This is a genomic window from Achromobacter sp. Marseille-Q0513 (genome assembly GCF_018195695.1).
Lineage (GTDB): Bacteria > Pseudomonadota > Gammaproteobacteria > Burkholderiales > Burkholderiaceae_B > Achromobacter.
Genome location: NZ_JAGTJY010000036.1, coordinates 1 through 22456, shown reverse-complemented (window position 1 = coordinate 22456; position 22456 = coordinate 1). Strand labels below are relative to the sequence as shown.

At 67.1% G+C, this 22456-nt stretch carries 22 protein-coding genes; 11 read left to right on the top strand and 11 right to left on the bottom strand.

Annotated elements, in window-relative coordinates; all coding sequences use genetic code 11:
• The first annotated feature begins 495 nt into the window (after positions 1-495).
• From mgtA to KDH83_RS10345, 3 genes are all read left to right on the top strand, one after another.
• A complete protein-coding gene (gene mgtA / locus KDH83_RS10355) occupies positions 496-3294 on the top strand; it encodes a magnesium-translocating P-type ATPase (protein WP_212315122.1) in 2799 nt (932 codons plus the stop codon).
• A gap of 49 nt (positions 3295-3343) precedes the next feature.
• Positions 3344-4459, top strand: coding sequence for a porin (locus KDH83_RS10350; protein ID WP_212315120.1), 1116 nt, complete (start codon positions 3344-3346; stop codon positions 4457-4459).
• Positions 4460-4556: 97 nt separating this feature from the next.
• Positions 4557-5426 carry a cytochrome c oxidase assembly protein gene (locus KDH83_RS10345; protein ID WP_212315118.1) on the top strand — a complete coding sequence of 290 codons (870 nt, stop codon included), beginning with the start codon at positions 4557-4559 and terminating at the stop codon, positions 5424-5426.
• Positions 5427-5435: 9 nt separating this feature from the next.
• Here KDH83_RS10345 and galU read toward each other — a convergent pair whose 3' ends face one another.
• The gene (gene galU, locus KDH83_RS10340) at positions 5436-6287 is read right to left on the bottom strand and encodes a UTP--glucose-1-phosphate uridylyltransferase GalU (RefSeq protein ID WP_212315116.1); all 852 of its coding nucleotides are present in this window, start codon (positions 6285-6287) and stop codon (positions 5436-5438) included.
• A gap of 57 nt (positions 6288-6344) precedes the next feature.
• Here galU and KDH83_RS10335 point away from each other — a divergent pair, with 57 nt between their 5' ends.
• The gene (locus KDH83_RS10335; RefSeq protein ID WP_212315114.1) at positions 6345-7868 is read left to right on the top strand and encodes a M48 family metalloprotease; all 1524 of its coding nucleotides are present in this window, start codon (positions 6345-6347) and stop codon (positions 7866-7868) included.
• Here KDH83_RS10335 and KDH83_RS10330 read toward each other — a convergent pair.
• The 4 genes from KDH83_RS10330 to KDH83_RS10315 all read right to left on the bottom strand — a co-directional run bounded on the left by KDH83_RS10330 (position 7865) and on the right by KDH83_RS10315 (position 10678).
• Positions 7865-8965, bottom strand: coding sequence for an alpha/beta fold hydrolase (locus tag KDH83_RS10330; protein WP_212315112.1), 1101 nt, complete (start codon positions 8963-8965; stop codon positions 7865-7867). The two genes, KDH83_RS10335 and KDH83_RS10330, sit on opposite strands and share 4 nt — an antisense overlap.
• Before the next feature lie 18 nt (positions 8966-8983).
• On the bottom strand, positions 8984-9406 hold the full coding sequence (locus tag KDH83_RS10325; RefSeq protein ID WP_103272685.1) for a nuclear transport factor 2 family protein: 423 nt from the start codon (positions 9404-9406) through the stop codon (positions 8984-8986).
• Positions 9407-9449: 43 nt separating this feature from the next.
• Positions 9450-9671: a zinc-finger domain-containing protein gene (locus KDH83_RS10320; protein WP_212315110.1), complete on the bottom strand. Its 222-nt coding sequence runs from the start codon at positions 9669-9671 to the stop codon at positions 9450-9452.
• Between the two features lie 86 nt (positions 9672-9757).
• Entirely contained in the window at positions 9758-10678 is a 921-nt protein-coding gene (locus tag KDH83_RS10315; protein WP_212315108.1) for a branched-chain amino acid transaminase, read from the bottom strand.
• A 293-nt stretch (positions 10679-10971) separates the two neighbouring features.
• Between KDH83_RS10315 and KDH83_RS10310 the strand changes: the two genes are divergently transcribed.
• From KDH83_RS10310 to KDH83_RS10300, 3 genes are all read left to right on the top strand, one after another.
• A complete protein-coding gene (locus tag KDH83_RS10310) occupies positions 10972-11727 on the top strand; it encodes an AzlC family ABC transporter permease (protein ID WP_199770980.1) in 756 nt (251 codons plus the stop codon).
• The gene (locus KDH83_RS10305; RefSeq protein ID WP_212315106.1) at positions 11724-12059 is read left to right on the top strand and encodes an AzlD domain-containing protein; all 336 of its coding nucleotides are present in this window, start codon (positions 11724-11726) and stop codon (positions 12057-12059) included. Before KDH83_RS10310 ends, KDH83_RS10305 begins: the two co-directional genes overlap by 4 nt.
• 392 nt (positions 12060-12451) lie before the next feature.
• Positions 12452-13918: a DEAD/DEAH box helicase gene (locus KDH83_RS10300; protein ID WP_212315104.1), complete on the top strand. Its 1467-nt coding sequence runs from the start codon at positions 12452-12454 to the stop codon at positions 13916-13918.
• A 131-nt stretch (positions 13919-14049) separates the two neighbouring features.
• On the opposite strand, the gene KDH83_RS10295 is transcribed toward KDH83_RS10300, so the two are convergent.
• Entirely contained in the window at positions 14050-14433 is a 384-nt protein-coding gene (locus KDH83_RS10295; protein WP_212315102.1) for a thioredoxin family protein, read from the bottom strand.
• Positions 14434-14497: 64 nt separating this feature from the next.
• On the opposite strand from KDH83_RS10295, the gene KDH83_RS10290 reads away from it, so the two are divergent.
• From KDH83_RS10290 to KDH83_RS10280, 3 genes are all read left to right on the top strand, one after another.
• Entirely contained in the window at positions 14498-15298 is an 801-nt protein-coding gene (locus KDH83_RS10290; RefSeq protein ID WP_212315100.1) for an EI24 domain-containing protein, read from the top strand.
• 50 nt (positions 15299-15348) lie between these two features.
• A complete protein-coding gene (locus tag KDH83_RS10285; RefSeq protein ID WP_212315098.1) occupies positions 15349-16164 on the top strand; it encodes a molybdopterin-binding protein in 816 nt (271 codons plus the stop codon).
• A gap of 167 nt (positions 16165-16331) precedes the next feature.
• Positions 16332-17195, top strand: a complete 864-nt coding sequence (locus tag KDH83_RS10280) for an IclR family transcriptional regulator (protein ID WP_212315095.1) — start codon at positions 16332-16334, stop codon at positions 17193-17195.
• Positions 17196-17313: 118 nt separating this feature from the next.
• Here the strand turns inward: KDH83_RS10280 and KDH83_RS10275 are convergent, their stop codons facing one another.
• Complete coding sequence (locus tag KDH83_RS10275; protein WP_212315094.1) at positions 17314-18291, bottom strand: tripartite tricarboxylate transporter substrate binding protein BugD; 978 nt, start codon at positions 18289-18291, stop codon at positions 17314-17316.
• Between the two features lie 378 nt (positions 18292-18669).
• Between KDH83_RS10275 and phaP the strand changes: the two genes are divergently transcribed.
• The gene (gene phaP, locus KDH83_RS10270) at positions 18670-19248 is read left to right on the top strand and encodes a TIGR01841 family phasin (RefSeq protein ID WP_103272696.1); all 579 of its coding nucleotides are present in this window, start codon (positions 18670-18672) and stop codon (positions 19246-19248) included.
• A gap of 176 nt (positions 19249-19424) precedes the next feature.
• On the opposite strand, the gene KDH83_RS10265 is transcribed toward phaP, so the two are convergent.
• The 4 genes from KDH83_RS10265 to KDH83_RS10250 form a co-directional block, all read right to left on the bottom strand.
• The gene (locus tag KDH83_RS10265; RefSeq protein ID WP_103272697.1) at positions 19425-20471 is read right to left on the bottom strand and encodes a quinone-dependent dihydroorotate dehydrogenase; all 1047 of its coding nucleotides are present in this window, start codon (positions 20469-20471) and stop codon (positions 19425-19427) included.
• A 48-nt stretch (positions 20472-20519) separates the two neighbouring features.
• On the bottom strand, positions 20520-21257 hold the full coding sequence (locus KDH83_RS10260) for an arginyltransferase (RefSeq protein ID WP_212315093.1): 738 nt from the start codon (positions 21255-21257) through the stop codon (positions 20520-20522).
• Between the two features lie 53 nt (positions 21258-21310).
• Positions 21311-22081, bottom strand: a complete 771-nt coding sequence (gene aat / locus KDH83_RS10255; protein WP_212315092.1) for a leucyl/phenylalanyl-tRNA--protein transferase — start codon at positions 22079-22081, stop codon at positions 21311-21313.
• Positions 22078-22456: NUDIX domain-containing protein (locus KDH83_RS10250; RefSeq protein WP_212315089.1), on the bottom strand; the 379-nt coding region annotated here is incomplete at its 5' end. The genes KDH83_RS10250 and aat, both read right to left, overlap by 4 nt.

Below are 22456 nucleotides of genomic sequence, written 5' to 3'. Positions count from 1 at the left end.
GCGGCTGCCCGTCCACACACAGGAGAAATCATGCCTAGTGCCTTAGACCCCGAGCCTCGATTGCGCCCCGCGCGCGGCGCCGGCATGCCTGTCTGACCAGTCCACTCCCTGCGAGCCGACCGGCCAGGCGCATCCTGGTCCGTACGGAACCCGCAGCATTGAATCCCCGGCCTGGCTGACCCAGCGTCCGCCCGATCCGCCGGTATCGATTCTCCCGCTCGCTTCCCTTTCCGTTTTCCGCGCCCGGCGCGCTTCTTGACGCGATCCGGACACCGGCAACATTGCTCCGGTGCTTGAACACGCCCGTACGCGGCGGATCGACGGCCTGCGCCCGCTGGCCGCGGCCGCGCACGCCCGTGCCAGGCACGCAGCCTGTCGTCCGTGTCTCCCAGAAAAAGCTCCCGCGCCGCGTCCATCTTCGCGGTTGCGCCGTTCCCCGGGGATCCTTCCCCGGACGCCGCGCGGGACAAGAAAACAAACAACCGGAGCACTCCGATGTTGACGTTCCTGAAGTCATTCTTCTCATCCGCCGCCCGAGCGCGGCGCACCGGGCGCCATTTCCGCCGCTCGCCCATGCTGGAGCGCGGCGGCGAGGTGGCTGCCGTGCCGCCCGACGCGGCCCGTCATGCCAACCGCCGCATGCTGGAACTGTCCGGCCAGGATACCGAGACGCTGTTCCAGCGCTTCGGCAGCCGCGCCGGCGGCCTGAGCGAAGCGCAGGCCAGCGCCGCGCGCGAGCGGCATGGCCGCAACGAGGTCGACCACGAAGCGCCGCTGCGCTGGTATGTCCACCTGTGGTACTCGTACCGCAACCCTTTCAATCTGCTGCTGACTGCGCTGGCCACGCTGTCGTGGGTCACCGATGTCTGGATGGCCGAGCCTGACGACCAGTCATGGCGCGGCGTCATCATCATCGGCTCGATGGTGGTCATTTCCACGCTGCTGCGCTTCGCGCAGGAGCGCCGCTCCAATCGCGCCGCCGAGGCGCTCAAGGCGATGGTGCAGAACACGGCCACCGTGCTGCGCAGCGACGCGGGCGATCCCTCCGAGGGCGAGGTCCGGCGCGCGCTGGGCGTGGCACCGCACGCCAGCGGCTCGCGCCGCATGGAACTGCCGCTGGCGGACCTGGTGCCCGGCGACGTGGTGCTGCTGTCCGCGGGCGACATGATCCCGGCCGATTGCCGCATCCTGACCGCCAAGGACCTGTTCGTGGCGCAGGCGGCCTTGACGGGCGAATCGCTGCCGGTCGAGAAGAGCGCCACGCAGCGCGTCGAGACGGCCAATTCGCTGGAACTGGAGAACATGGCCTACATGGGCACCAACGTGGTCAGCGGCTCGGGCACGGCCCTGATCGTGGCTACCGGCGCCGACACCTACTTCGGCCAGCTCGCCGGACGCGTCACGCAGACCGCGCGCGTGCCGACCCAGTTCCAGCAGGGCATCAATCGCGTCAGCTGGGTGCTGATCCGCTTCATGCTGGTGATGGCGCCCATCGTCATGCTGATCAACGGCTTCACCAAGGGCGACTGGCTCGAGGCGCTGCTGTTCGCGCTGGCGATCGCCGTGGGCCTGACGCCCGAGATGCTGCCCATGATCGTCACCGCCACCCTGGCCAAGGGGGCGGTACGGATGTCGCGGCGCAAGGTCGTGGTCAAGCGCCTGGACGCCATCCAGAACCTGGGCGCGATGAACGTGCTGTGCACCGACAAGACCGGCACGCTGACGCAGGACCGCATCGTGCTGGAGCGCCATACCGATGTGTATGGCGCCGCCAGCGACGACGTGCTGGCCTATGCCTACCTGAACAGCTACTACCAGACCGGGCTGAAGAACCTGCTGGACGTGGCGGTGCTGCAGCACGCCGAGGTGGAGCGCAAGCTCAATCTGGCGGCGAGCTACCGCAAGGTCGACGAGATTCCCTTCGACTTCGCGCGCCGCCGCATGTCGGTGGTGGTGAACGAGGTCGAGAACGGTCGCGAACACCATGAGCTGATCTGCAAGGGCGCGCTGGAGGAGGTGCTGTCGGCCTGCACCCGCCTGCGCGTGGGTGCAGAAGTGCAACTGCTGACCGACGCGCGCCGCGCCGACATCCGCAAGGTCACGGCCGACCTGAACCGCGACGGCCTGCGCGTGATCGCCGTGGGCGTGAAGGAGCTGCCGCCCACCCAGCAGGCCTACGGGGTGGCTGACGAGTCCGACCTGATCCTGGTCGGCTACATCGCCTTCCTGGACCCCCCCAAGGAATCCACCGCGCCCGCCCTGGCCGCGCTGAAGGAATCGGGCATCGAGGTCGAGGTGCTGACCGGCGACGTGGAGCTGGTGACGCAGAAGGTCTGCCGCGAAGTCGGTTTCGAGGTCCGCAAGGTCGTGCTGGGCGCGGAGATCGAAGCCATGACCGATGCGCAGCTGGCCGTGGCGGTGCGCGAGGCCAACGTGTTTGCCCGCCTGACGCCGGCGCACAAGGAACGCATCGTGCGCAGCCTGCGGGCCCAGGGCAATACCGTGGGCTTCATGGGCGACGGCATCAACGATGCGCCCGCCCTGCGCGCGGCCGACGTGGGCATTTCGGTCGATTCGGCCGTGGATATCTCGAAGGAGGCCGCCGACATCATCCTGCTCGAAAAGAGCCTGATGGTGCTGGAAGATGGGGTCATCGAAGGCCGCAAGACCTTCTGCAACATGCTCAAGTACTTGAAGATGACCGCCAGCTCGAACTTCGGCAACGTCTTCTCGGTGCTGGTGGCGAGCGCCTTCCTGCCGTTCCTGCCCATGCTGCCCATCCATCTGCTGCTGCAGAACTTGATGTACGACATCTCCCAGACCGCGATCCCGTTCGACAATGTCGATGAGGAATTGCTGAAAAAGCCCCAGCAATGGGATCCGGACGGCCTGGGCCGCTTCATGGTGTTCTTCGGCCCCATCAGCTCGATCTTCGACATCGCCACGTATGCCCTGATGTGGTATGTATTTCAGGCCAATGCGCCCGAGCATCAAACGCTGTTCCAGTCGGGCTGGTTCGTGGAGGGACTGTTGTCGCAGACGCTGATCGTGCATATGATCCGCACGCGCCGGATTCCGTTCCTGCAGAGCCGCGCCGCCTGGCCCTTGATGTTCATGACGCTGGCGGTGGTTTGCCTGGGCCTGTTCCTGCCGTTCTCGCCGCTGGCCGGATACTTCCAGCTGCAGGCGCTGCCGTGGAGCTATTTCCCCTGGCTGGCCGGGATCCTCCTGAGCTACTGCGTGCTGACGCAGCTGCTCAAGGGCATCTGGGTCCGCAAGTACGGGTGGCAATGAGTCGGTTCGATGCCGCGGGCAAGGCCCGCGGCGCAGTCGGGAGAAATGCATGAAGAAGCACTACATTTGTGCGGCGTTGACGGCGGCCAGCCTGGCCAGCCCCCTGGCCGCCCGTGCCGACGGAGCCGCCTTGTCCGGCACCGAGGTCCAGATCTACGGCGTGGTCGACGCCGGGGTGGCCGTCACGAACGTGTCCGGCGTGGGCAGCCGCAGCGGCATGCTCAATGGCGGCCTGACGGACTCGCTGTGGGGCCTGCGGGGCAGGGAAGACCTGGGAGACGGCTGGAGCGCGCGTTTCCAGCTGGAAAACGGCTTCGACCCATCCACGGGACGGCAGGCCGATGACCGCAGCCTGTTCAACTATGGCGCCTGGGTCGGGCTGGGCCATGATGACCTGGGCGAGTTGCGCCTGGGCCGCCAGTACACCGTGGGCAAGACCTATGGCAACGCGCTGGAGATCGCGTCCTGGAAGGAAATGGGCATGGGCGCCACCTTCAAGGCCTCGGACAACTACCAGTTCAGCAACCTGGTGAACTACTACACGCCGGAGTGGCAGGGGTGGCAGGCCGGGATCGGCTATTCCTTCGATGCCGACGCGCAGGGGAAATTCCGCACCAACGCCAACAACCGCGCGCTGAGCCTGGGCCTGAAGTACGAGGATGGCCCGCTGCTGGCCGTGGCGACCTGGGACCAGATGAGGCTGGCCCAGCCGCCGCAGGGCATCCAGGGCAGGCCGCAGGCGCTGCAGCTGGGCGCTTCCTACGACTTCGAGGTGCTCAAGGTGTCGGCGGCCTGGTCGCGCCAGCGCAACGGCTACGTCGGCCTGGACGGCGGCGATCCGGATAACCTGGGACAGAACCTCGGCCCCGCCGCCTTCGCGGCCGGCGGCACGGTCAACGCCTGGCTGCTCGGCGTGAGCGTGCCGCTTGGGCGCGGCACGGTGCTGGCCCAATGGTCGCTGGCCAAGCCGGACTGGCAATGGGCCGATGGCATGACCGCGCGCAAGGCGCAGTTGATGACGCTGGGGTATACCTACGAGCTGTCGAAGCGCACCACGGTCTACGCATTCGCCGGCTACGCGTCGAACTACACGCTGGACAACCAGTTCGACCCCGGCAATTCCCATACCACCCGCTTCGCCACGGGCGTGACGCACCGTTTCTGATGCCGGGAGGGACGCTCCTTCGGGCGTCCACTACAATCGGCGGTGAGCAGCGGCCCGGCGCCTGGCGCCGGGCCGGCCTTTCCCCGCGGTCTTCCGGATGGCATGCATGGACAGTCTTGAGTGGCTCGTACCCTGGGAGTTCTCTCCCACGCTGGTGGCTTCGTTCATCGTGGCCATCGTGCTGTTCGTGCGCGGCCAACGGGTGCATCACGTGACGCTGGCCCGCCAGGTGTACTTCTGGTCGGGCATGGTGCTGCTGTACCTGTCCATGCATACCCGGCTCGACTACTACGCCGAGCGCATGTTCTTCATCCACCGCGCCCAGCACCTGGTGCTGCATCACCTGGGGCCCTTGCTGGTGATGGCGGCCTTCCCCGGACAGGTCATGCGCGCCGGGCTGCCGATGGCCTGGCGCCTGCGGCTGCGCGACTTCCTGCGCACCGGCCCGGGCCGCGCCACGGTGGCGGTGCTGACCAACAAGATATTCGTGCCCGCGCTGTTCGTGTTCCTGGTGCTGGTATGGCTGCTGCCGTCGGTGCAGTTCTATTCCATGCTGGACTGGCGCCTGTACCGGTTGATGAACTGGTCGGTGGTGATCAGCGGCTTCATGTACTGGAACCTGATCCTGGACCGGCGTCCCAGCCCGCCGGCGGCCATGTCGCCGGGCGGCCGCGTGATTTCGCCCATCATCACCATGGCGCCGCAGATGGTGGCGGGCGCCGTCATCGCCTTTTCCGAAAGCGACCTCTATCCCTTGTTCGAGCTGTGCGGCCGCGCCGTCGCCATGTCGGCGCAGACCGACCAGACCATCGGCGGCCTGACCATGTGGATTCCAGCGGCGCTGGTGGAGGTGGTGGGATTGATGGTGGCGCTGGGGACCCTGATGCGCCTGTCCGCCAAGGGCCGGCTGCGCAAGGCCGATCGCGATGCGCGGGCGCGGGCCAAGGCCCGCGCCGTCTCGGCCTGAGCCGGGCGCTTATTCCGGAATCAATCCGTGGTACTTGCGTCCCAGCGCCACGGTGGCCTGGAACATGCCGGCCTTGCTGCCGCAGTCGTAGCGCGTGCCGTCGTAGCGGTGCGCATAGACCGCGCGTTCGCGCATCAGCGACGCGATGCCGTCGGTCAGCTGGATTTCGTTGCCGGCGCCCATCTTGGTCGAGCGCAGGTGATCGAAAATGGCGGCTTCCAGCACGTAGCGGCCCACCACCGCCAGCGTGGACGGGGCGGCCGCCGGATCGGGTTTTTCAACGATATGCGTGACGCGCTCGGTGCGGCCGTTGGCGCGGGCGTCGCCATCCTGGGTCGCGACAATCCCGTACTTGCGCGTGTCTTCGCGCGGCACGTCCTGCACGCCCAGCACGCTGGCATTCTGGGCGACGGCGATGTCGATCAGCTGCTTCATGGCGGGCGTGTCGGCGTCGATCAGGTCGTCGGCCAGCAGCACGGCGAAAGGCTCGTCGCCCACGGCCGGCGCGGCCGACAGCACGGCGTGTCCCAGGCCCAGCGGGGCGGACTGGCGGATGTAAAGGCAGTTCACATGGGCGGGTAGAATGCCACGCACCATGGCCAGCAGCTCGTGCTTGCCCTTGCTTTCCAGGTCGGATTCGAGTTCAGGGGCGGAATCGAAGTGATCTTCGATGGCCCGCTTGTTGCGGCCGGTGACGAAAATCAGGTCCGTGATGCCGGCAGCCACCGCTTCTTCCACTGCGTACTGGATCAGGGGCTTGTCGACGACGGGCAGCATTTCCTTGGGCATCGCCTTGGTCGCGGGCAGAAAACGGGTGCCCATGCCGGCGACGGGAAAAACGGCTTTACGGACGGGACGCATTGAAACCTCGCTTGTGGGGACGATGAAACATTTTAAGCTGATCGCTATCATAGGCATATGAAACGCAGGAACATGCCCTCCATTTGCTCGATTGCGAAACAAGGCGTCAGCGCGGCGCTCAGCGCGGCGCTGGTCTTCCAGGCCCTGCCGCTGGCGGCCCATGCCCAGCCCGTCGGGCTGCCTTCCATGGGCGCGGCCTCGTCGGCCGAGCTTTCCCCGATGCTGGAACGCAGCCTGGGCGAGGCCATCATGTCGCAGGGGCGGCGCGACCCTACCTATGTCGACGACACCGAGCTTAGCCAGTATCTGACCACCATGGGGCGCAAGCTGGCCACGTATTCGCCCGGCGCCGTGCCCGAGGTGGAAATGTTCGGCGTGCGGGATCCCGAGATCAACGCCTTCGCCATGCCCGGCGGCTTCATTGGCGTGAATACCGGACTGATCGTCGCCTCGGCCAGCGAGTCCGAGCTGGCCGCCGTGCTGGCTCACGAAATCGGCCACGTGGTGCAGCGCCATATCGCCCGCGGCATGACCCAGCAGAACCAGAACAGCATGGTGATGCTGGCCAGCCTGGCCGGCGCGCTGCTGGCGGCGCTGGCTGGCGGTGGCGGCAACCTGGCGATGGGCGTGGCCGCGTTCGGCCAGGCCGCCGCCATCAACCGCCAGCTGGGCTTTTCGCGCGATGCCGAGCGTGAGGCCGATCGCGCCGGTTTCCAGATGCTGACCAAGGCAGGCTACGACCCGCAGGGCATGTCCGACATGTTCGGGCGGCTGATGAACGCCTCGCGCCTGAACGAGGGCATGGGCGGCGGTTCCTGGGCCAGCACGCACCCGCTGTCCATCGAGCGCATGTCCGATGTGCAGAACCGGGCGCGCTCGCAGCCGCCGACGCGGCACGTGGACAGCGATGATTTCTGGTACATCCGCGCCAAGATGCGGGTGGTGCAGGGGCGCGACGCGGTCAGCCTGCGCTCGGCCGCGCAGCAACTGCAGGACGAGGCCCGGGCGCTGTCCGGCGTGCGCAAGTCGGCGGCCTACTATGGCCTGGCCTTGCAGGCCCTGCAGCGCAACAGCCTGGCCGATGCGGAGCGCAACTGGACCCTGGCCTCGGAAGACGGACGGTCGTCGCCGCAGCTGGCCAAGCTGAGCGTGGATATCGCGCTGGCCCGCAAGGACAATGCCCGCGCGCTGGAGCTGGCGCAGGCCGCGTCCAAGCGCTGGCCGGACCGGCGCGCGCTGGGCATCGCCTATGCCCAGGCGCTGCAGAATGGCGGCCGCCACGCCGAGGCCCAGGACTATCTGCGCGGCAAGATCCGGCAATGGGGCGCGGACGAACCCAGCCTCTACCAGATGCTGGCGCAGAGTCAGGAACGCACCGGCAAGCCGGTGCAGGCGCGTCGAGACATGGCCCGCTACTACACGCAGATCGGCGCCTTCGCCGCGGCGGAGTCGCAGCTGCAGCAGGCGCGCGGGATGTCTTCCGACTTCTACGAGCAGTCGCAGATCGACGTGCAGATCAAGGAAGTCAAGGACAAACTGGCGGAAGAGCGGCAGCTGCTTGAGCGCTTCAAATCTGGCTAGAGGCCCGTTTCGAAGAAGCGGCCCAGGCGCTGGGGCAGCCAGTTCAGGTGCGCCGGAAAGGCGCCGGTCGGGAAACCGGCGTGGCCGCCATCGGCGGGCTGGTGCAGCAGCACGCTGGCCGAGCATTCCTCGGGCTTGGGCAGGGCGCTGGCCGGGATGAACGGATCGTTCAGCGCATTCAGCACCAGCGTGGGCGCGGTGATCTGCGGCAGCCAGGGCTTGCTGGAGGCGCGCGTCCAGTAGTCCAGCGCATTGCGGAACCCGTGCATGGGCGCGGTATAGGCGTCGTCGAAGTCGCGCAGGTCGCGCGCGTGCGCGATGCGCATCACGTCGATGGCACCCGGGTAGCGATGCGCCTTTTCAAGCACCTTGTTCTTGAGCGTCTTGAGGAAATGCCCCGTGTAGATCTTCCGGTTGAAGAGGCCGGTGGACAGGGTCTTGCCGCAGGCCACGAGGTCCAGCGGCACCGAGACGCCGGCGCAGGCGGTCAGCCAGGACGTGTCCTCATGGTGCTCGCCCAGGTACTTGAGCAGCGCGTTGCCGCCCAGCGACACGCCCACGGCATGCCAGCGGGCGTGCGGGATGCGGCTGCGCACGGTCTCCAGCAGGAAACCGACCTCGGCTGAGTCGCCGGAATAGTAGGCGCGCGCCAGGCGGTTGGGCGTGCCGGAGCAGCCACGAAAATGGGCGATGGCCACGATCCAGCCGCGCGCCCGGAAATGATGCGCGATCGACTGCGCGTAACGGCTGTTGCTGCCGCCTTCCAGGCCATGGAACAGCACCAGCGCCGGCGTGTCCGGCGTGTGCGGCAGGGATTTCCAGTCCGCGTCGGTCATCCAGCGCGCGGCGGCGGTCCTGCCATTGGCGACCGGACGCTGGCCGCTTACGGGCGCGCCGTCGGCGGCCTTGTGCGGAAAGAGGCCCGGCCCGGTCCAGTCGAAGTCCACGAAGTCGGTGTCCGGCGTTTCCACGCGGTCGCGCACGAAGGCGATGCGATGGTATTGCGCGAACAGGGCGGCGTAGACGGTTTGGCTGTCGCCTCCGGGCAGCCACGAGGGAACAGGGCAGGGCGTTGTGTCAAAACGAGCAGCGGCCAACAAAAATCCACCCGGTCTCTAGTGCAGCATGTCGGGTACGTCGTGCAAGTCGAGCACACCCGCTTCGGTGGGGGCGGGCGAGGCGTGGTGCATGACCATGCGCCAGCCAGTGGGCCCCTTGTGATAGATGTTCGTCGCGTAGCAGTTGGCAAACTGCGTGCCTTCGCGCGTGCGCACCGCCACCTGTTCCACCAGCACGTGCACCGCGCACATCATGCTCTGCATGACCAGCGGGCGCAGCGGGCGGATGTGCAGCGGGCCGTTGGCCAGCACCTGTTGCCACGATTCGTGCACCGCCGAGTGGCCCACGATGCGCAGGCCGCCCGGATGGATGCAGACGATTTCCTCGTCGTCCGCCCAGACTTGCATCAAGCGGACGCAGTCCGCCTGTTCCAGGGCTTCGTAGAACGCGTGCTCGGCTTCGTCTGGCGTGGCGAACATAGGTCGTGGCGGTTGGCGTGAGGAAAGAGGGCGCGGCCGGTGCTCAGTGGTGGCCGTGCAGCACCGTGCCCGGTTTCAGGCGGTACTCGGCGCCACAGTAGGCGCAGCGGGCCGAGCCCGAACGGGCCACGTCGAGGAAGACGCGGGGGTGCATGCTCCACAGCGGAGCCTTGGGGCCGGGACAGAAGACGGGCAGGTCTTCGGCGCCGACTTCGATCACTTCGTGTTGTGCGCTGGAGACGGCGGCCGGGGAAGCGGCGGTCATGGGTATTCCTGAAATAAAAGAACCGTAGGACGGCTGGGTGGGTGGTAATGATGCGGCCTGGCGGGAAATTAACAAGGCCGCGCGAATCAGATTTTGCTCAGCCAGTGATGGTACTTCGGGTTGCGGCCATGTACCACGTCGAAGTAGGCCTTCTGCAGCGCTTCGGTAATCGGGCCGCGGCTGCCGGCGCCGATCTTGCGGTTGTCGACCTCGCGGATCGGGGTGACTTCGGCTGCGGTGCCGGTGAAGAAGGCCTCGTCGGCGATGTAGACGTCGTCCCGGGTCAGGCGCTTGGTCACGACGCGCAGGCCCAGGTCGGCGGCCAGCGCGTGGATGGTGGAGCGGGTGATGCCGGTCAGGGCCGAGGCGATTTCCGGCTCGCAGAGCACGCCGTCCTTGACCAGGAACAGGTTTTCGCCCGAACCCTCGGCCACGAAGCCGTCGGTGTCCAGCAGCAGGGCCTCGTCGTAGCCGTCCTGCAGGGCTTCGGTATTGGCCAGGATCGAGTTGGCGTAGGTGGTCGCGACCTTGGCGCGAGGCATCGTCACGTTGACGTGCTGGCGGGCAAAGGAGGAAACCTTGACGCGGATGCCCTGGGACAGCGCTTCCTCGCCCAGGTAGGCGCCCCAGGGCCAGGCGGCGATGGCCACGTGCACGCGGGCGCCCTTGGGCGACACGCCCATCTTCTCGGGACCGTAGAAGACCAGGGGGCGCAGGTAGCAGGACTTGAGCTGGTTCTCGCGCACGACCTGGCGCTGCGCCTCGTTGACCGTGTCCGGGTCGAAGGGCATGGGGATCTGGTAGATGTGCGCCGAGTTGAACAGGCGCCGGGTGTGGTCCTGCAGGCGGAAGATGGCCGTGCCGAGCTCGCCGTCGTAGGCGCGCACGCCCTCGAATACCGACAGGCCGTAGTGCAGGGAGTGCGTCAGGACGTGCGTCGTCGCGTCACGCCACGGCACCAGCTTGCCGTCGTACCAGATGAAACCGTCACGATCCGCCATCGACATGGTCTGCTCCCATCCTAGTGCGCGCCGTTTTCGCCCGGAAGCGCTTTTGGCGCCGCGCGGCGGCCGGCGCCGCACGATAGCTCCGACTTGGGCCGGCGGGCATCCCGTGCAATGACGGGAGGCCGCAAGCGGCGCTCGCGGAAGTCCGTCATTGTATCAAGCGTCGAGGTTACAATACGCCTCGTTCGTGCCTGGATCCGCCGCCGCGCGGACGCGACTTCAGGCGGGCCGCCGCCGCTTTCCATCCCTTAGAGCAGTCATGTCGTCCTGTCCGAATCGCCAGGGGCCAGCCATTGTCCTCTGAACCAGCGCTTCCTTCAGCGCAAACTGAAGACCCCCGCCTCGTGCGGCAAGAACGCGTCGCCGCCTTCCGCGCCGGCGTCCAGGCCATCGTGCCGGCCCTGATCGCCACCGCGACCTGGGGTCTGGTCACCGGGGTGGCCATGGTCAAGTCCGGCCTGACCGAATCCATGGCCCTGGCCATGACGCTGCTGCTGTACGCCGGTTCGGCGCAGCTGACCTCGCTGCCGCTGATCGCCACCGGCGCGCCGTTGTGGCTGATCTTCGCCGCCGGCTGCGTGGTCAACCTGCGCTTCCTCATTTTCGGCGCCGCGCTCCAGCCCTATTTCCGCCACCTGTCCTGGCCCAAGCGCCTGGGGCTGGGTTACTTCACCACCGACATGGGCTTCGTGCTGTTCATGCCGCGTTTCGGCGACGCGGCCGAGCGCGGCACCCGCGAGCAGCTCTGGTATTTCATCGGTACTGTCGCGCCGGGCTGGCTGGTGTGGCAGACCTCGTCCATCGTGGGCATCTACCTGGGCACCATGGTGCCCGCGACCTGGTCGCTGGATTTCGCCGCGGTGCTGGCGCTGCTGGCCATCACCGTGCCGCTGGCCAATTCCAAGCCCATGCTGGTGTCGATGCTGGCGGCCGGACTGGTCGCCTGGGTCGGCCAGACCCTGCCGCTGCGGCTGGGTCTGGCCGCGGCCGTGATCACCGGCGTGGTCGCCGGCATGTGGGCCGAACGTTTCTTCAAGGCGCGCACATGACGCTCTGGCCTTCCGAGATCTACGTCTATTCCGCGATCCTGCTGTTGACCGTGTGCAGCGTGATCACGCGCGCCGGCTTCATGCTGTTCGGCGATTACGTTCCGCTGTCCGACAACGTGCGGCGGGCCTTGCGCTATGCGCCGGCGGCCGCCCTGACGGCCATCGTGGTGCCCGACCTGCTGCCCTGGAAGGCAGGGCTGGGGCCGGTGTTCGACTACAAGCTGGTGGCGGGCGTGCTGGCGGTGCTGGTGTTCCTGCGCACGCGCAGCGCGGTGCTGGTCATCATCGTCGGCATGCTGGTCCTTTGGGGGCTGCGCTGGCTGGCGGGCTGAGCCCGCCGGAGCGGTGTCCATCGAATTGGCGGGATTCTGTCCATCAGATGGACGTTTTTGCTTGATCGGATTCGCCCGCCGTGTCGGTTTTCCGGCCGCTTCGGGCATTCGGCGACCTGCTTTGCGCGTGCGCCGGGCCGGCTGCGCTAAAATTCGAGTTATCCACAGCAATCCGGGCCTGGTACTGCCCTCATAAGTATCGAAACCAGAATGCGCCGCCTGGCCTGCAAGGCAGGATGCGGATCGCTCGCGGCGCCTTGCGCGCCGCGGCAATTCGCGCGTGGCCGCGCGAGCGTGGCGCGTGTTCCGGTTGTCCCGATGCGTATGCGCGGCAGTGCCCATGCACTCTCGTTTTGTTCTTTTTCACTGGTCCCGGTATCTGCCTAACCCTGATGACTGACTCCACTCAATCCGTAGCACCCGCCGCCGAGGCCCCCGCGCCTTCGTTTGCCGATTTCGGCCTGCATCCCCTGCTGCTGCAGTCCATCGCCGAAACCGGCTACACCAAGCCCACGCCGATCCAGGCGCAAGCGATTCCGGTCGTGGTGGAGGGGCGCGACGTCATGGGCGCCGCCCAGACCGGCACCGGCAAGACCGCCGCGTTCACCGTGCCCATCCTGCACCGCCTGATGCCGCTGGCCAACGCCAGCGCCTCGCCGGCGCGGCACCCGGTGCGCGCGCTGATCCTCACGCCCACGCGCGAACTGGCGGACCAGGTCTACGAGAGCGTCAAGCGCTACAGCAAGCAGACGCCGCTGCGCTCGGCCGTGGTGTTCGGCGGCGTGGACATCGGTCCGCAGCGCGAAGCGCTGCGCCGTGGCTGCGAAATCCTGGTCGCCACGCCGGGCCGCCTGCTGGATCACGTGGAGCAGAAGAACGTGAACCTGGGTCAGGTTGGCATCCTGGTGCTGGACGAGGCCGACCGCATGCTGGACATGGGCTTCCTGCCCGACCTTGAGCGCATCATCCGCCTGCTGCCCGCGCAGCGCCAGGGCCTGCTGTTCTCGGCCACCTTCAGCAACGAAATCCGCAAGCTGGGCCGCTCGTACCTGAACCAGCCGGTCGAGATCGAGGTCGCCGCTCGCAACGCCACCGCCAACACCATCACGCAGATCGCCTACAAGATGTCGGGCGACAACAAGCGCGCGGCCGTGGTGCACCTGGTGAAGTCGCGCGGCCTGAAGCAGGTCATCGTGTTCTCCAACACCAAGATCGGCACCGCCCGCCTGGCCCGCCAGCTCGAGCGCGATGGCGTGAAGGCCGAATCCATCCACGGCGACAAGACCCAGGCTGATCGCATGAAGGCGCTGGAAGCCTTCAAGGCCGGCGACCTGGAAGTGCTGGTGGCCACCGACGTGGCCGCGCGCGGCCTGGACGTGGCCGGCGTGCCTTGCGTCATCAACTACGACCTGCCGTACAACGCCGAAGACTACGTGCACCGCATCGGTCGTACCGGCCGCGCGGGCGCGTCGGGCGAAGCCATCGCGCTGTTCACGGCGGAAGAAGAGCGCTACCTGCTCGACATCGAGAAGCTGATCAAGCGCGAAGTGCCGCGCGGCACGCTGGACGTGCCCGCCGACCTGATCGCCCGCGGCCACGGCCGTGGCGAGGAGCGCAGCTCGCCGCGCGAGGGTCGCGAGCGTGGTGAACGCGGCGATCGTGGCGATCGCGGTCGTTCTGAGCGTGGGTCCGAGCGCCGCTCGTCGTATTCCGCGCCGCGCCAGCCCGTGGACGATTTCTTCCTCAAGCCCTACGAGCCGTCGGCCGCCGCGCCCACCCCCGAAAAGGACGCGCCGGTCAAGTCGAATGGCGCCAAGCGCCAGGTCGCCGTGTTGCTCGGCGGCAGCCGCAAGCCCTGAGGCGGGGCGTCGGCAGATTCCTACGCCCGTCTGCCGGTTCCGCTTGCGACCCGCGCGGTTGCTCGGGCCGGCCACATGAAAAAGGCGCCCGCAGGGCGCCTTTTTCATGTGGCCAGTCTCAGGCCGTCAATTCAGACCGTCAACAGCGCCGGCAGGTCGGGCAAGCCCGTCGTCACCGTGGCGCTGCCTGCGTCCAGGCTGGCGAGCAGGCGTTCGAGATGGCCGATATGCGGCAGCATCGGACCGTAGAACAGCACGCGGCCGCCGAGCTGGACCAGCAGGGTGGGGAAGTTCTCGACTTCCTCGTCGCCCAGCAGTTCGGCGTGCTCTTCGATGTCGATCCAGGCGAACACGCGCTCGGGCATGGTCTCGGCCAGCGCCAGCAACTTGGGCTTGTACTGCTCGCAGGTGTCGCACCAGGCGGCGCAGAAACAGGCGATGAGCCAGGCGTCGGGCGCGGCGCCCAGGCGCGTGCGCAGGGCGGCAAGATCGGTACCGGGAACGAGTAGGGGCATACGAGCGAAGCTAGGCGGGTTTGACCTATCATACCCGGGATGCCCATCACCCTTTGCCCGCCTCATGACCGCCTTGCGCACAGACTTTGACACGCCTCAGCCCGGCCGTTTTTCCCGCAGCGCCGCTGGCGTCGGACTGGCCTTCAAGCGGGCGCTGGTGTCGCAGTGCCATCCGACCATGCTGTTCGCGGTGCTGATGCCGTTCCTGATCGCCCTGGTCGGCGCCTTTCTTCTGCTCTGGCTGTTCTGGACGCCGCTCACGGACTGGCTGCGCGTGGAGGCCTCGCACTGGGACTTCGTCAACCGCACCGACGAATGGCTGGTGGCGATGGGATTGTTCTCGCTGAAGATCTATCTGGTCCCGGTGGTTGCCGCGGCCATCCTGCTGCCGGTTTCCGGCATCCTGGGCCTGGCCATCGCCGCCGTGTTCGTGATGCCGCTGGTGCTGCGCCACGTGGGTCATCGTGAATACGCCGGGCTTGCCGTGCAAGGCAAGCATTCCACCGCGGTCAGCGTCTGGAACGCCGTGTGGGTGTCGGCCGCCTTCGCCGCCGGCTGGCTGCTGACGCTGCCGCTGTGGCTGGTGCCGCCCATGGCCTTGATCCTGCCGATTTTCTGGTGGGCCTTCGCGTTCTCGCGCATGATGCGGGTGGACGCCATCGTCGAGCATGCCAGCCCTGCCGAGCGACGCCTCCTGATCCAGCGCCACAACGGCGGTTTCTGGGTCATCGGCCTGATCTGTTCGCTGCTGAACCTGCTGCCGCCGGCCTGGATCATCCTGCCGGTGTTCTCGGCCCTGGTCAACGCGCACTACGGGCTCGAGGCGCTCAAACGCCTGCGCGAAGAGCGCGTCATCGACGTCTGAGCGCGGCGCGCGATCCCCACATCATTCGATCCTCACACCTGGAACTGGACATGGCCGCAGAACCCGCCGCCCGCCGTATCGGCCTGATCATCGTCGGAGACGAAATCCTGTCGGGGCGCCGGCAGGACAAGCATTTTTCCAAAGTCGTCGAGCTGCTGTCCGCGCGCGGCATGCAGCTGGGCTGGGCCGAATTCCTGCCCGATGATCGCGATGCGCTGACGGCCGCCTATCGGCGCAGCTTCGCGTCCGGCGATGTGGTGCTGTCCTGCGGCGGCATCGGCGGCACGCCGGACGACCATACCCGCCAGGCCGCGGCGGCCGCGCTGGACCTGCCGCTGGCGCTGCATCCCGAGGCCGAGGAGGCCATCGCGCTGCGCACCGCCGAGATGGCGGCCAAGGGGCAGGGCACGGCCGACATGAGCACGCCCGAGAACCAGCAGCGCCTGCAGATGGGCGTGTTCCCGCAAGGCTGCGAGATCGTGCCGAATCCCTACAACCGCATTCCCGGCTTCTTCATCCGCGACCACACGTTCGTCCCGGGCTTTCCCGTCATGGCCTGGCCCATGCTCGAATGGACGCTGGACACGCGCTATCGTGCAATGCAGCATCAGCGCAGTCATGTCGAGCATTCCTTCCTGGTTTTCCGCATGCCGGAGTCCCGCATCACCCCGGCGATGCAGACCGTCGAATCGCGCTGGCCGGGCGTGCGGGCGTTCAGCCTGCCCAGCGTGGGCGAGGCTGGCGGCGCGCCGCATATCGACCTGGGCGTGAAGGGCGAACCCGAAGCCGCCGCGCAAGCCTTGGCTTTCCTCAGGGCCGAAGTCTTGCGGCTGGGCGGCAAGCTGGAGCCGCCGGCCGCGGCCTGAGCTTGACGAATGGCTGAACAAAAAGGGGGCGACCCCTTTTATTCAGTCCAAAATACCCATTGCCAAATGCCTTGGTAAATTTCACAATACGGGAAAGAACTGTTTGCTGCGTTGCCGCAAGGCCGGTCTCTTTCGGCGGCGCGGCCAGAAGCCTCCAACTCCCTCCTATGTCCCGTCTCCCGACACCCCGCAACACCCTGGACGCCGATAGCGACGGCGCCGCAAGCCATCCCATCGCCATACAAGTGATCGAGCGCGCCATGCGGCTGCTCGATGCGCTGGCCGCCCAGCCCGACCCCGTCACGCTGAAAGAGCTGTCGGCCACGACCGGGCTGCACGCGTCCACGGCGCACCGGATCCTCAACGACCTGGTGGTGGGCCGCTACGTGGAACGGGTGGACAACGGCCTGTACCAGTTGGGCATGCGCCTGCTGGAACTGGGGTCGCTGGTCAAGGGACGGCTCAACGTGCGCGAGGCGGCGGTGTCGGCGATGCGTTCGCTGCACAAGCTCACGGGCCAGACCATCAACCTGTCGGTGCAGCAGGGCGACGAGATCGTCTACATCGAGCGGGCCTGGAGCGAGCGCTCCGGCATGCAGGTGGTGCGGGCCATCGGCGGCCGCGCGCCGCTGCACCTGACGTCCACCGGCAAGCTGTTCCTGTCCACCGGCGACACCCGCCAGGTCCGCGCCTATGCGCTGCGCACCGGATTGGCCGGGCACACGCGCAACAGCCTGACCGACCTGGAGCGCCTGGAGCGCGAGCTGGCCCTGGTGCGGCGCCACGGCTACGCGCGCGACAACGAGGAACTGGAGCTGGGCGTGCGCTGTATCGCCGCCGGCATCTTCGACGATACCGGCAAGCTGGTGGCGGGGCTGTCGATCTCGGCGCCGGCCGAGCGCCTGCAGGATGAATGGATCAAGTCGCTGGTGGATACCGCCGCCAGCATTTCCGAGGCGCTGGGCTACGAGCCACCGGTCTCGGGCGGCGCCAATGGACTGAGCCTGCAGGCCGAAACATTGCGCGGCTGAGCAGGCGCGCGGCATGTTTGCCGCGCCTTCAAGAGCGCCTGCCCTGGCGCGGATCAGCGGCCTGAAAAAAAGCCCCCTTTCCTGCGAAAGGGGGCTTTCTCTTTGCGGGTCACGCAGCTTATTGCTGCTCGACGCCCGCCTTCTTGAACAGCTCGGCCCACTGCGGCACCTGCTGCTTGACCTTGGCGTCCAGCGCCTGCGGGTTGGCTTCCGTGGTCAGCACCGTGGCGCCCAGCTGCTTCATGCGGTCCTGGAACTTGGGATCGGCCAGGCCGGCCTGCAGGCTCTTGATGAGCTTGTCGACCACGGGCTTGGGCGTGCCCTTCGGCACCCACATGCCGTGCCAGATGCCGACCTCGAATCCCTTGAAGCCGGATTCGTCCATGGTGGGCAGCTTGGACAGCGTGGGCACGCGCTGCAGGCTGGTGACGGCGTAGGCCTTGACCGAGCCGGCGTTGATCTGCTGGGTGGTGTTGGTGGTCTGGTCGCAGAGCAGGTCCACCTGCTTGCCGAGCAGGTCGTTCATCGCCGGGGCGGTGCCCTTGTAGGGGATGGTCAGCAGCTGCACGCCCAGGGCCTCGACCAGCATGGTGCCGCACAGATGGCTGGCGGCGCCGATGCCGGCGTTGGCCAGCGAGACCTTGTCCTTGTTCTTTTTGACGTACTCGGCCAGCTCCTGGATGGTGTTGGGCGGGAAGTCGGAACGGGCGATGATGGTCATCGGCACATCGACCACCAGGCCGATGGGTTCGAAGCTCTTGTAAGGATCGTAGCCGGGGTTCTTGTACAGCGAGGGGGCGGTCGAGAAGCCCGCGTGCATCAGCAGCACCGAGTAGCCGTCAGGCTGGGCGCGCGCCACCTGGGTGGTGCCGATGGTGCCGCCGGCCCCGCCCTTGTTTTCGACCACGACAGTCTGGCCCAGCGTCGGACGCATGGCTTCGGCGAGCGAGCGCGCCACGTTGTCCGTCGGTCCGCCTGCGGCGAAAGGCACCACCATGTTGATGGCGCGTTCCGGATATTCCGCCTGGGCGGCGCCGGCCGTAACCATGGCAGCGGCCGCGAGCAGGGCCGAAAGCGTGCGGGGGATGAGGGTCATGGAGTCTCCATTGCAGGGTTTCACTTGCTGCGTATTTCTTTATAAGTCGCTGACTTTTAGTAGGGTTCTGTATGTCATCAGCGTGCAAAGAGTGTAGAAAAGAATTGATACGCCGTCATGTCCGGTATTTCCCGAGTCATGGGAAAAGCTTGTGCTGGATCAAATCGGAACGCGGGCGTGCACTGTTAAAGTGCAAATGGTTGTTGCGTTGCACAAAAATTGCTTGACAAGTTTTTTTCGGACTCTAGAATGTCAATTGTGCAGTGCATCAAACGCGCCGGCGGTAGCTTGTAGTACCAGTTTCCGCGCACGTTCCATCTCGTCGCAGACACCATCCTGATTTGCCGGGTATTCCGGCTGAACACCTAGGAGCATTCTATGAGCGCCATTCCGCAACAAGTCCTGGACCGCCAGAAGGCCAGCGTCAACACCTTCGTCGCCGCCCAGGCCGTCGTTTTCTCCGGCTTCGAAAAGCTGGTCGAGCTGAACCTGAAGGTCGTCAAGGCCACCCTGGACGAAGTCGCCCAGAAGTCGCAGCAAGCCGCTGAAGTCAAGGATCCGCAGGAAGCCGCCGCGTTCGCCACCGGCCTGCTGCAACCGGGCGCCGAAAAGGCCCTGGCTTACAGCAAGCACGTGTACGACATCGTCGCCGGCGTGCAAGGCAAGCTGGTCAAGCTGACCGAAGAGCAGATCGCCGAAGGCCAGCAGCAGCTGAGCGAAGCCGTCGAGCACTTCTCGAAGAATGCCCCGACCGGCTCGGAAAGCGCCGTCGCCCTGATCAAGTCCTCGCTGGCCACCGCGACCAGCGCCTACGATTCGCTGACCAAGGCCGCCAAGCAGGCCGCCGAAGTCGCCGAGTCGAACCTGAATGCCGCCGCCAACGCGACCTTCAAGGCTGCCTCGGATGCCGCCGATGCCGCCACCAAGGTTGCCAGCCGCAGCCGTCGCAGCGCCTGAGTTTTTTCAGGCGCGCGCATGGTGCGCAAACCGCAGTAATGTAGTACTGTTGAGTGACAGAGCAGAGCTGGAATTAGGGCCACCCATCGGGTGGCCCCTTTTTTTGCCTGCGATTTGTGTGCGCTCGGTCCAGAGCGGGCAGGCCCCGGCCCGGGCGGGCCAGGATTGCGGGTTGCTCAGCGCGCGCCGGCGACCGCCTTGACGCATTCGCCCACCAGCGCCGGGCCGCGATAGATCAGGCCGGTGTAGAGCTGCACCGCGTCGGCGCCGGCCTGCATCTTTTCCTGGGCCGCTTTGCCGGACAGCACGCCGCCCACGCCGATGATGGCCATGCGGCTTCCCAGCTGTTCCTTCAGGCGCCGGATCACCGCGAGCGACAGCTCGTGCACGGGCGCGCCCGACAGGCCGCCCGCTTCCTCGGCGTGGGCCATGCCCGCGACCGCGTCGCGCGACAGCGTGGTGTTGGTGGCGATGACGCCGTCGATGCCGTGGCGCGGCAGCGTGTCGGCGATGGCGTCGATCTGTTCCTGGGTCAGGTCCGGCGCGATCTTCACGGCCATCGGCACGCGGCGCTGGTGTTGGTCCTCGAGCGCCTTGCGCTTGTCGGCCAGCTGGGCCAGCAGCGCCGACAGTTCGTCACCGCCCTGCAGCGCGCGCAGGTTCTTGGTATTGGGCGAGGAAATATTGACCGTCACGTAGTCGGCGTGCGGATACACGCCCGCCAGGCCGATCAGGTAATCGTCGGCGGCGCGCTCGATGGGCGTGTCGGCGTTCTTGCCGATGTTCAGGCCCAGGATGCCGCCCTGCTTGCGCCACTGGCTGCGCTGCACGTTGGCGAGGAAGGCGTCCAGGCCCTGGTTGTTGAAGCCCAGCCGGTTGATCAGCGCATTGGCGCGCGGCAGCCGGAACATGCGCGGCTTGGGATTGCCGGGCTGCGCGCGCGGGGTCACGGTGCCAACCTCGATGAAGCCGAATCCCAGGTTGCCGAGCGCGTCGATGTAGGCGCCGTTCTTGTCCAGCCCCGCGGCCAGGCCGATGGGATTGGCCAGCCGCATGCCCATCAGCGTGGTCGGCGCCTGCGGCTGCGCGTGCAGCAGCTTGCGCGTGGCGCCGCATTCATAGGCGCGTTGCAGCCCGGACAGGGTGACTTCGTGGGCGGTTTCCGCGTCCATGGCGAACAGCGCCGGGCGGGCCAGGGGATAGGCGTGGAAGAGGATAGACATGAGGCGGGATTGTAATTTGTCTTGGGGCGGCCCGTCCGCCGCCGCCGCTCAGGCCGTCGGCGCCGGCGGGCCGTCCCGCCATTGCCCGTCCACCAGGAACTGCGCCGGGTGGAAGCTGGCCTTGTAGGACATCTTGCGGCTTTCGGCGATCCAGTAGCCCAGGTACAGCCAGGGCAGGCTGAGCGTGCGGCACTGCTCGATCTGCCAGAGGATGCTGTAGGTGCCGAGGCTGCCGGGCACCTCCGGATCGTAGAAGGTGTAGACCGAGGACAGGCCGTCGTCCAGCACGTCGATGATGGACACCATCACCAGCGCGCCCGCCGGATCGCGGAACTCCACCAGCCGCGTGTTGACGCGGCTGGTGAGCAGGAACTGCGCATACTGGGTGCGGCTGTCCTCGTCCATGCCGCCGCCGGGGTGGCGGCCTTGCTGGTAACGCGTGTACAGGCGGTAGTGCTCGGGCGACCAGGCCAGCTCGGCCACGAAGGACTGCAGCGGCTGATGGTCGCGCCAGGCGCGGCGCTGGCTGCGGTTGGGCGCGAAGCCGGCGGCATCCACGCGCACCGGCACACAGGCCTGACAGTTGTCGCAATGGGGGCGGTAGGTGAACAGGCCGCTGCGGCGAAATCCCTGCTCGACGAGCTGGGAATACGTGCCGGCGTTGATCAGGTGGCCGGGCGCAGCCACTTGCGACCGGGCCTGGCGACCCGGCAGATAGCTGCAAGGGTAGGGAGCGGTCGCGTAGAACTGCAGCGTGGAGAAGGGTAGTTCTTTTAGCTGGCTCATGGGATGCCCGGGATGCGGGGGCGGGCCCGCGTGGGACGGCTACATATTAACGCTTAAGCGGGGGATTCCGGCTCGTCCTTGCGGGCGAGCGGATGCAGCATGCCGGCGCTGTCCAGCCAGCCGGGCGTCCAGGCCAGCGACGGCTGCGCGGTGGCGGCGCGCACGTGTTGCAGGAACTTCGAACGCGTGATCGGGCGGGCGCCCAGGCTGGCCAGGTGGCGGGTCTGCTGCTGGCAGTCGATCAGCGCCACGCCTTGCGCCGTCAGGTGCCGCACCAGGTAGGCCAGGGCGATCTTGGAGGCGTCGGTGCTGCGGGTGAACATGGATTCGCCGTAGAACATGCGTCCCAGGCTGATCCCGTACAGGCCGCCGGCCAGTTCGCCGTCGATCCAGGTTTCGATGCTGTGGACGCGTCCCGACTGATGCCAGGCCAGATAGGCTTCCTGCATGGCGGCGGTGATCCAGGTGCCCGGCTGGCCGTCGCGCGGCGCCGCGCATTGGCGCATGACCTCGGCGAAGGCCGTGTCCACGCGCACCTGAACGCGCGGCGCGGCCGCGTGCTCGTCGCGCGCGATCTGGCGCAGCAGCTTGCGCAGCGAGTGCGAGGGCGAGAAATGGGCGCACTCCAGCACCATGCGCGGATCCGGACTCCACCACAGCACGGGTTCGCCTTCCGAGTACCAGGGGAAGATGCCGCTGGAATAGGCCTGGGTCAGGCGCTGCACCGACAGGTCGGCGCCGGCCGCGAGCAGGCCGTCCGGCTCCGTCAGCGCGAACTCCGCGGGCGGAAACGGCGTGTCTGCGGCGAGCCAGGGCAGCTTCAACGGTGCGATTCTAGGGTGTAGTGATGCGGTCCGAAGGTGCCGTGCTTGCGGTCTTCGAAGTAGCGGCGCAGGGTGCTGGACACCGTGCGGAAGGCCAGGTCGTCCCAGGGGATCTCGGCCTCGTCGTAGTAGCGCGCTTCCAGGCTCTCGGGGCCGGGATCCAGCTCGGGGCCCTGCGCGTGCGCCAGGTAGAACACATGCACCTGCTCGATCTGCGGCACGTCGATGATGGTGTAGATCTCGCCCAGTTCGATGCGGGCGCCGGATTCCTCCAGCGTTTCGCGCGCCGCGCCCTGCGCGGTGCTTTCGCCCAGTTCCATGAAGCCCGCCGGCAGCGTCCAGGTGTTGTAGCGCGGCTCGATCGCGCGCCGGCAC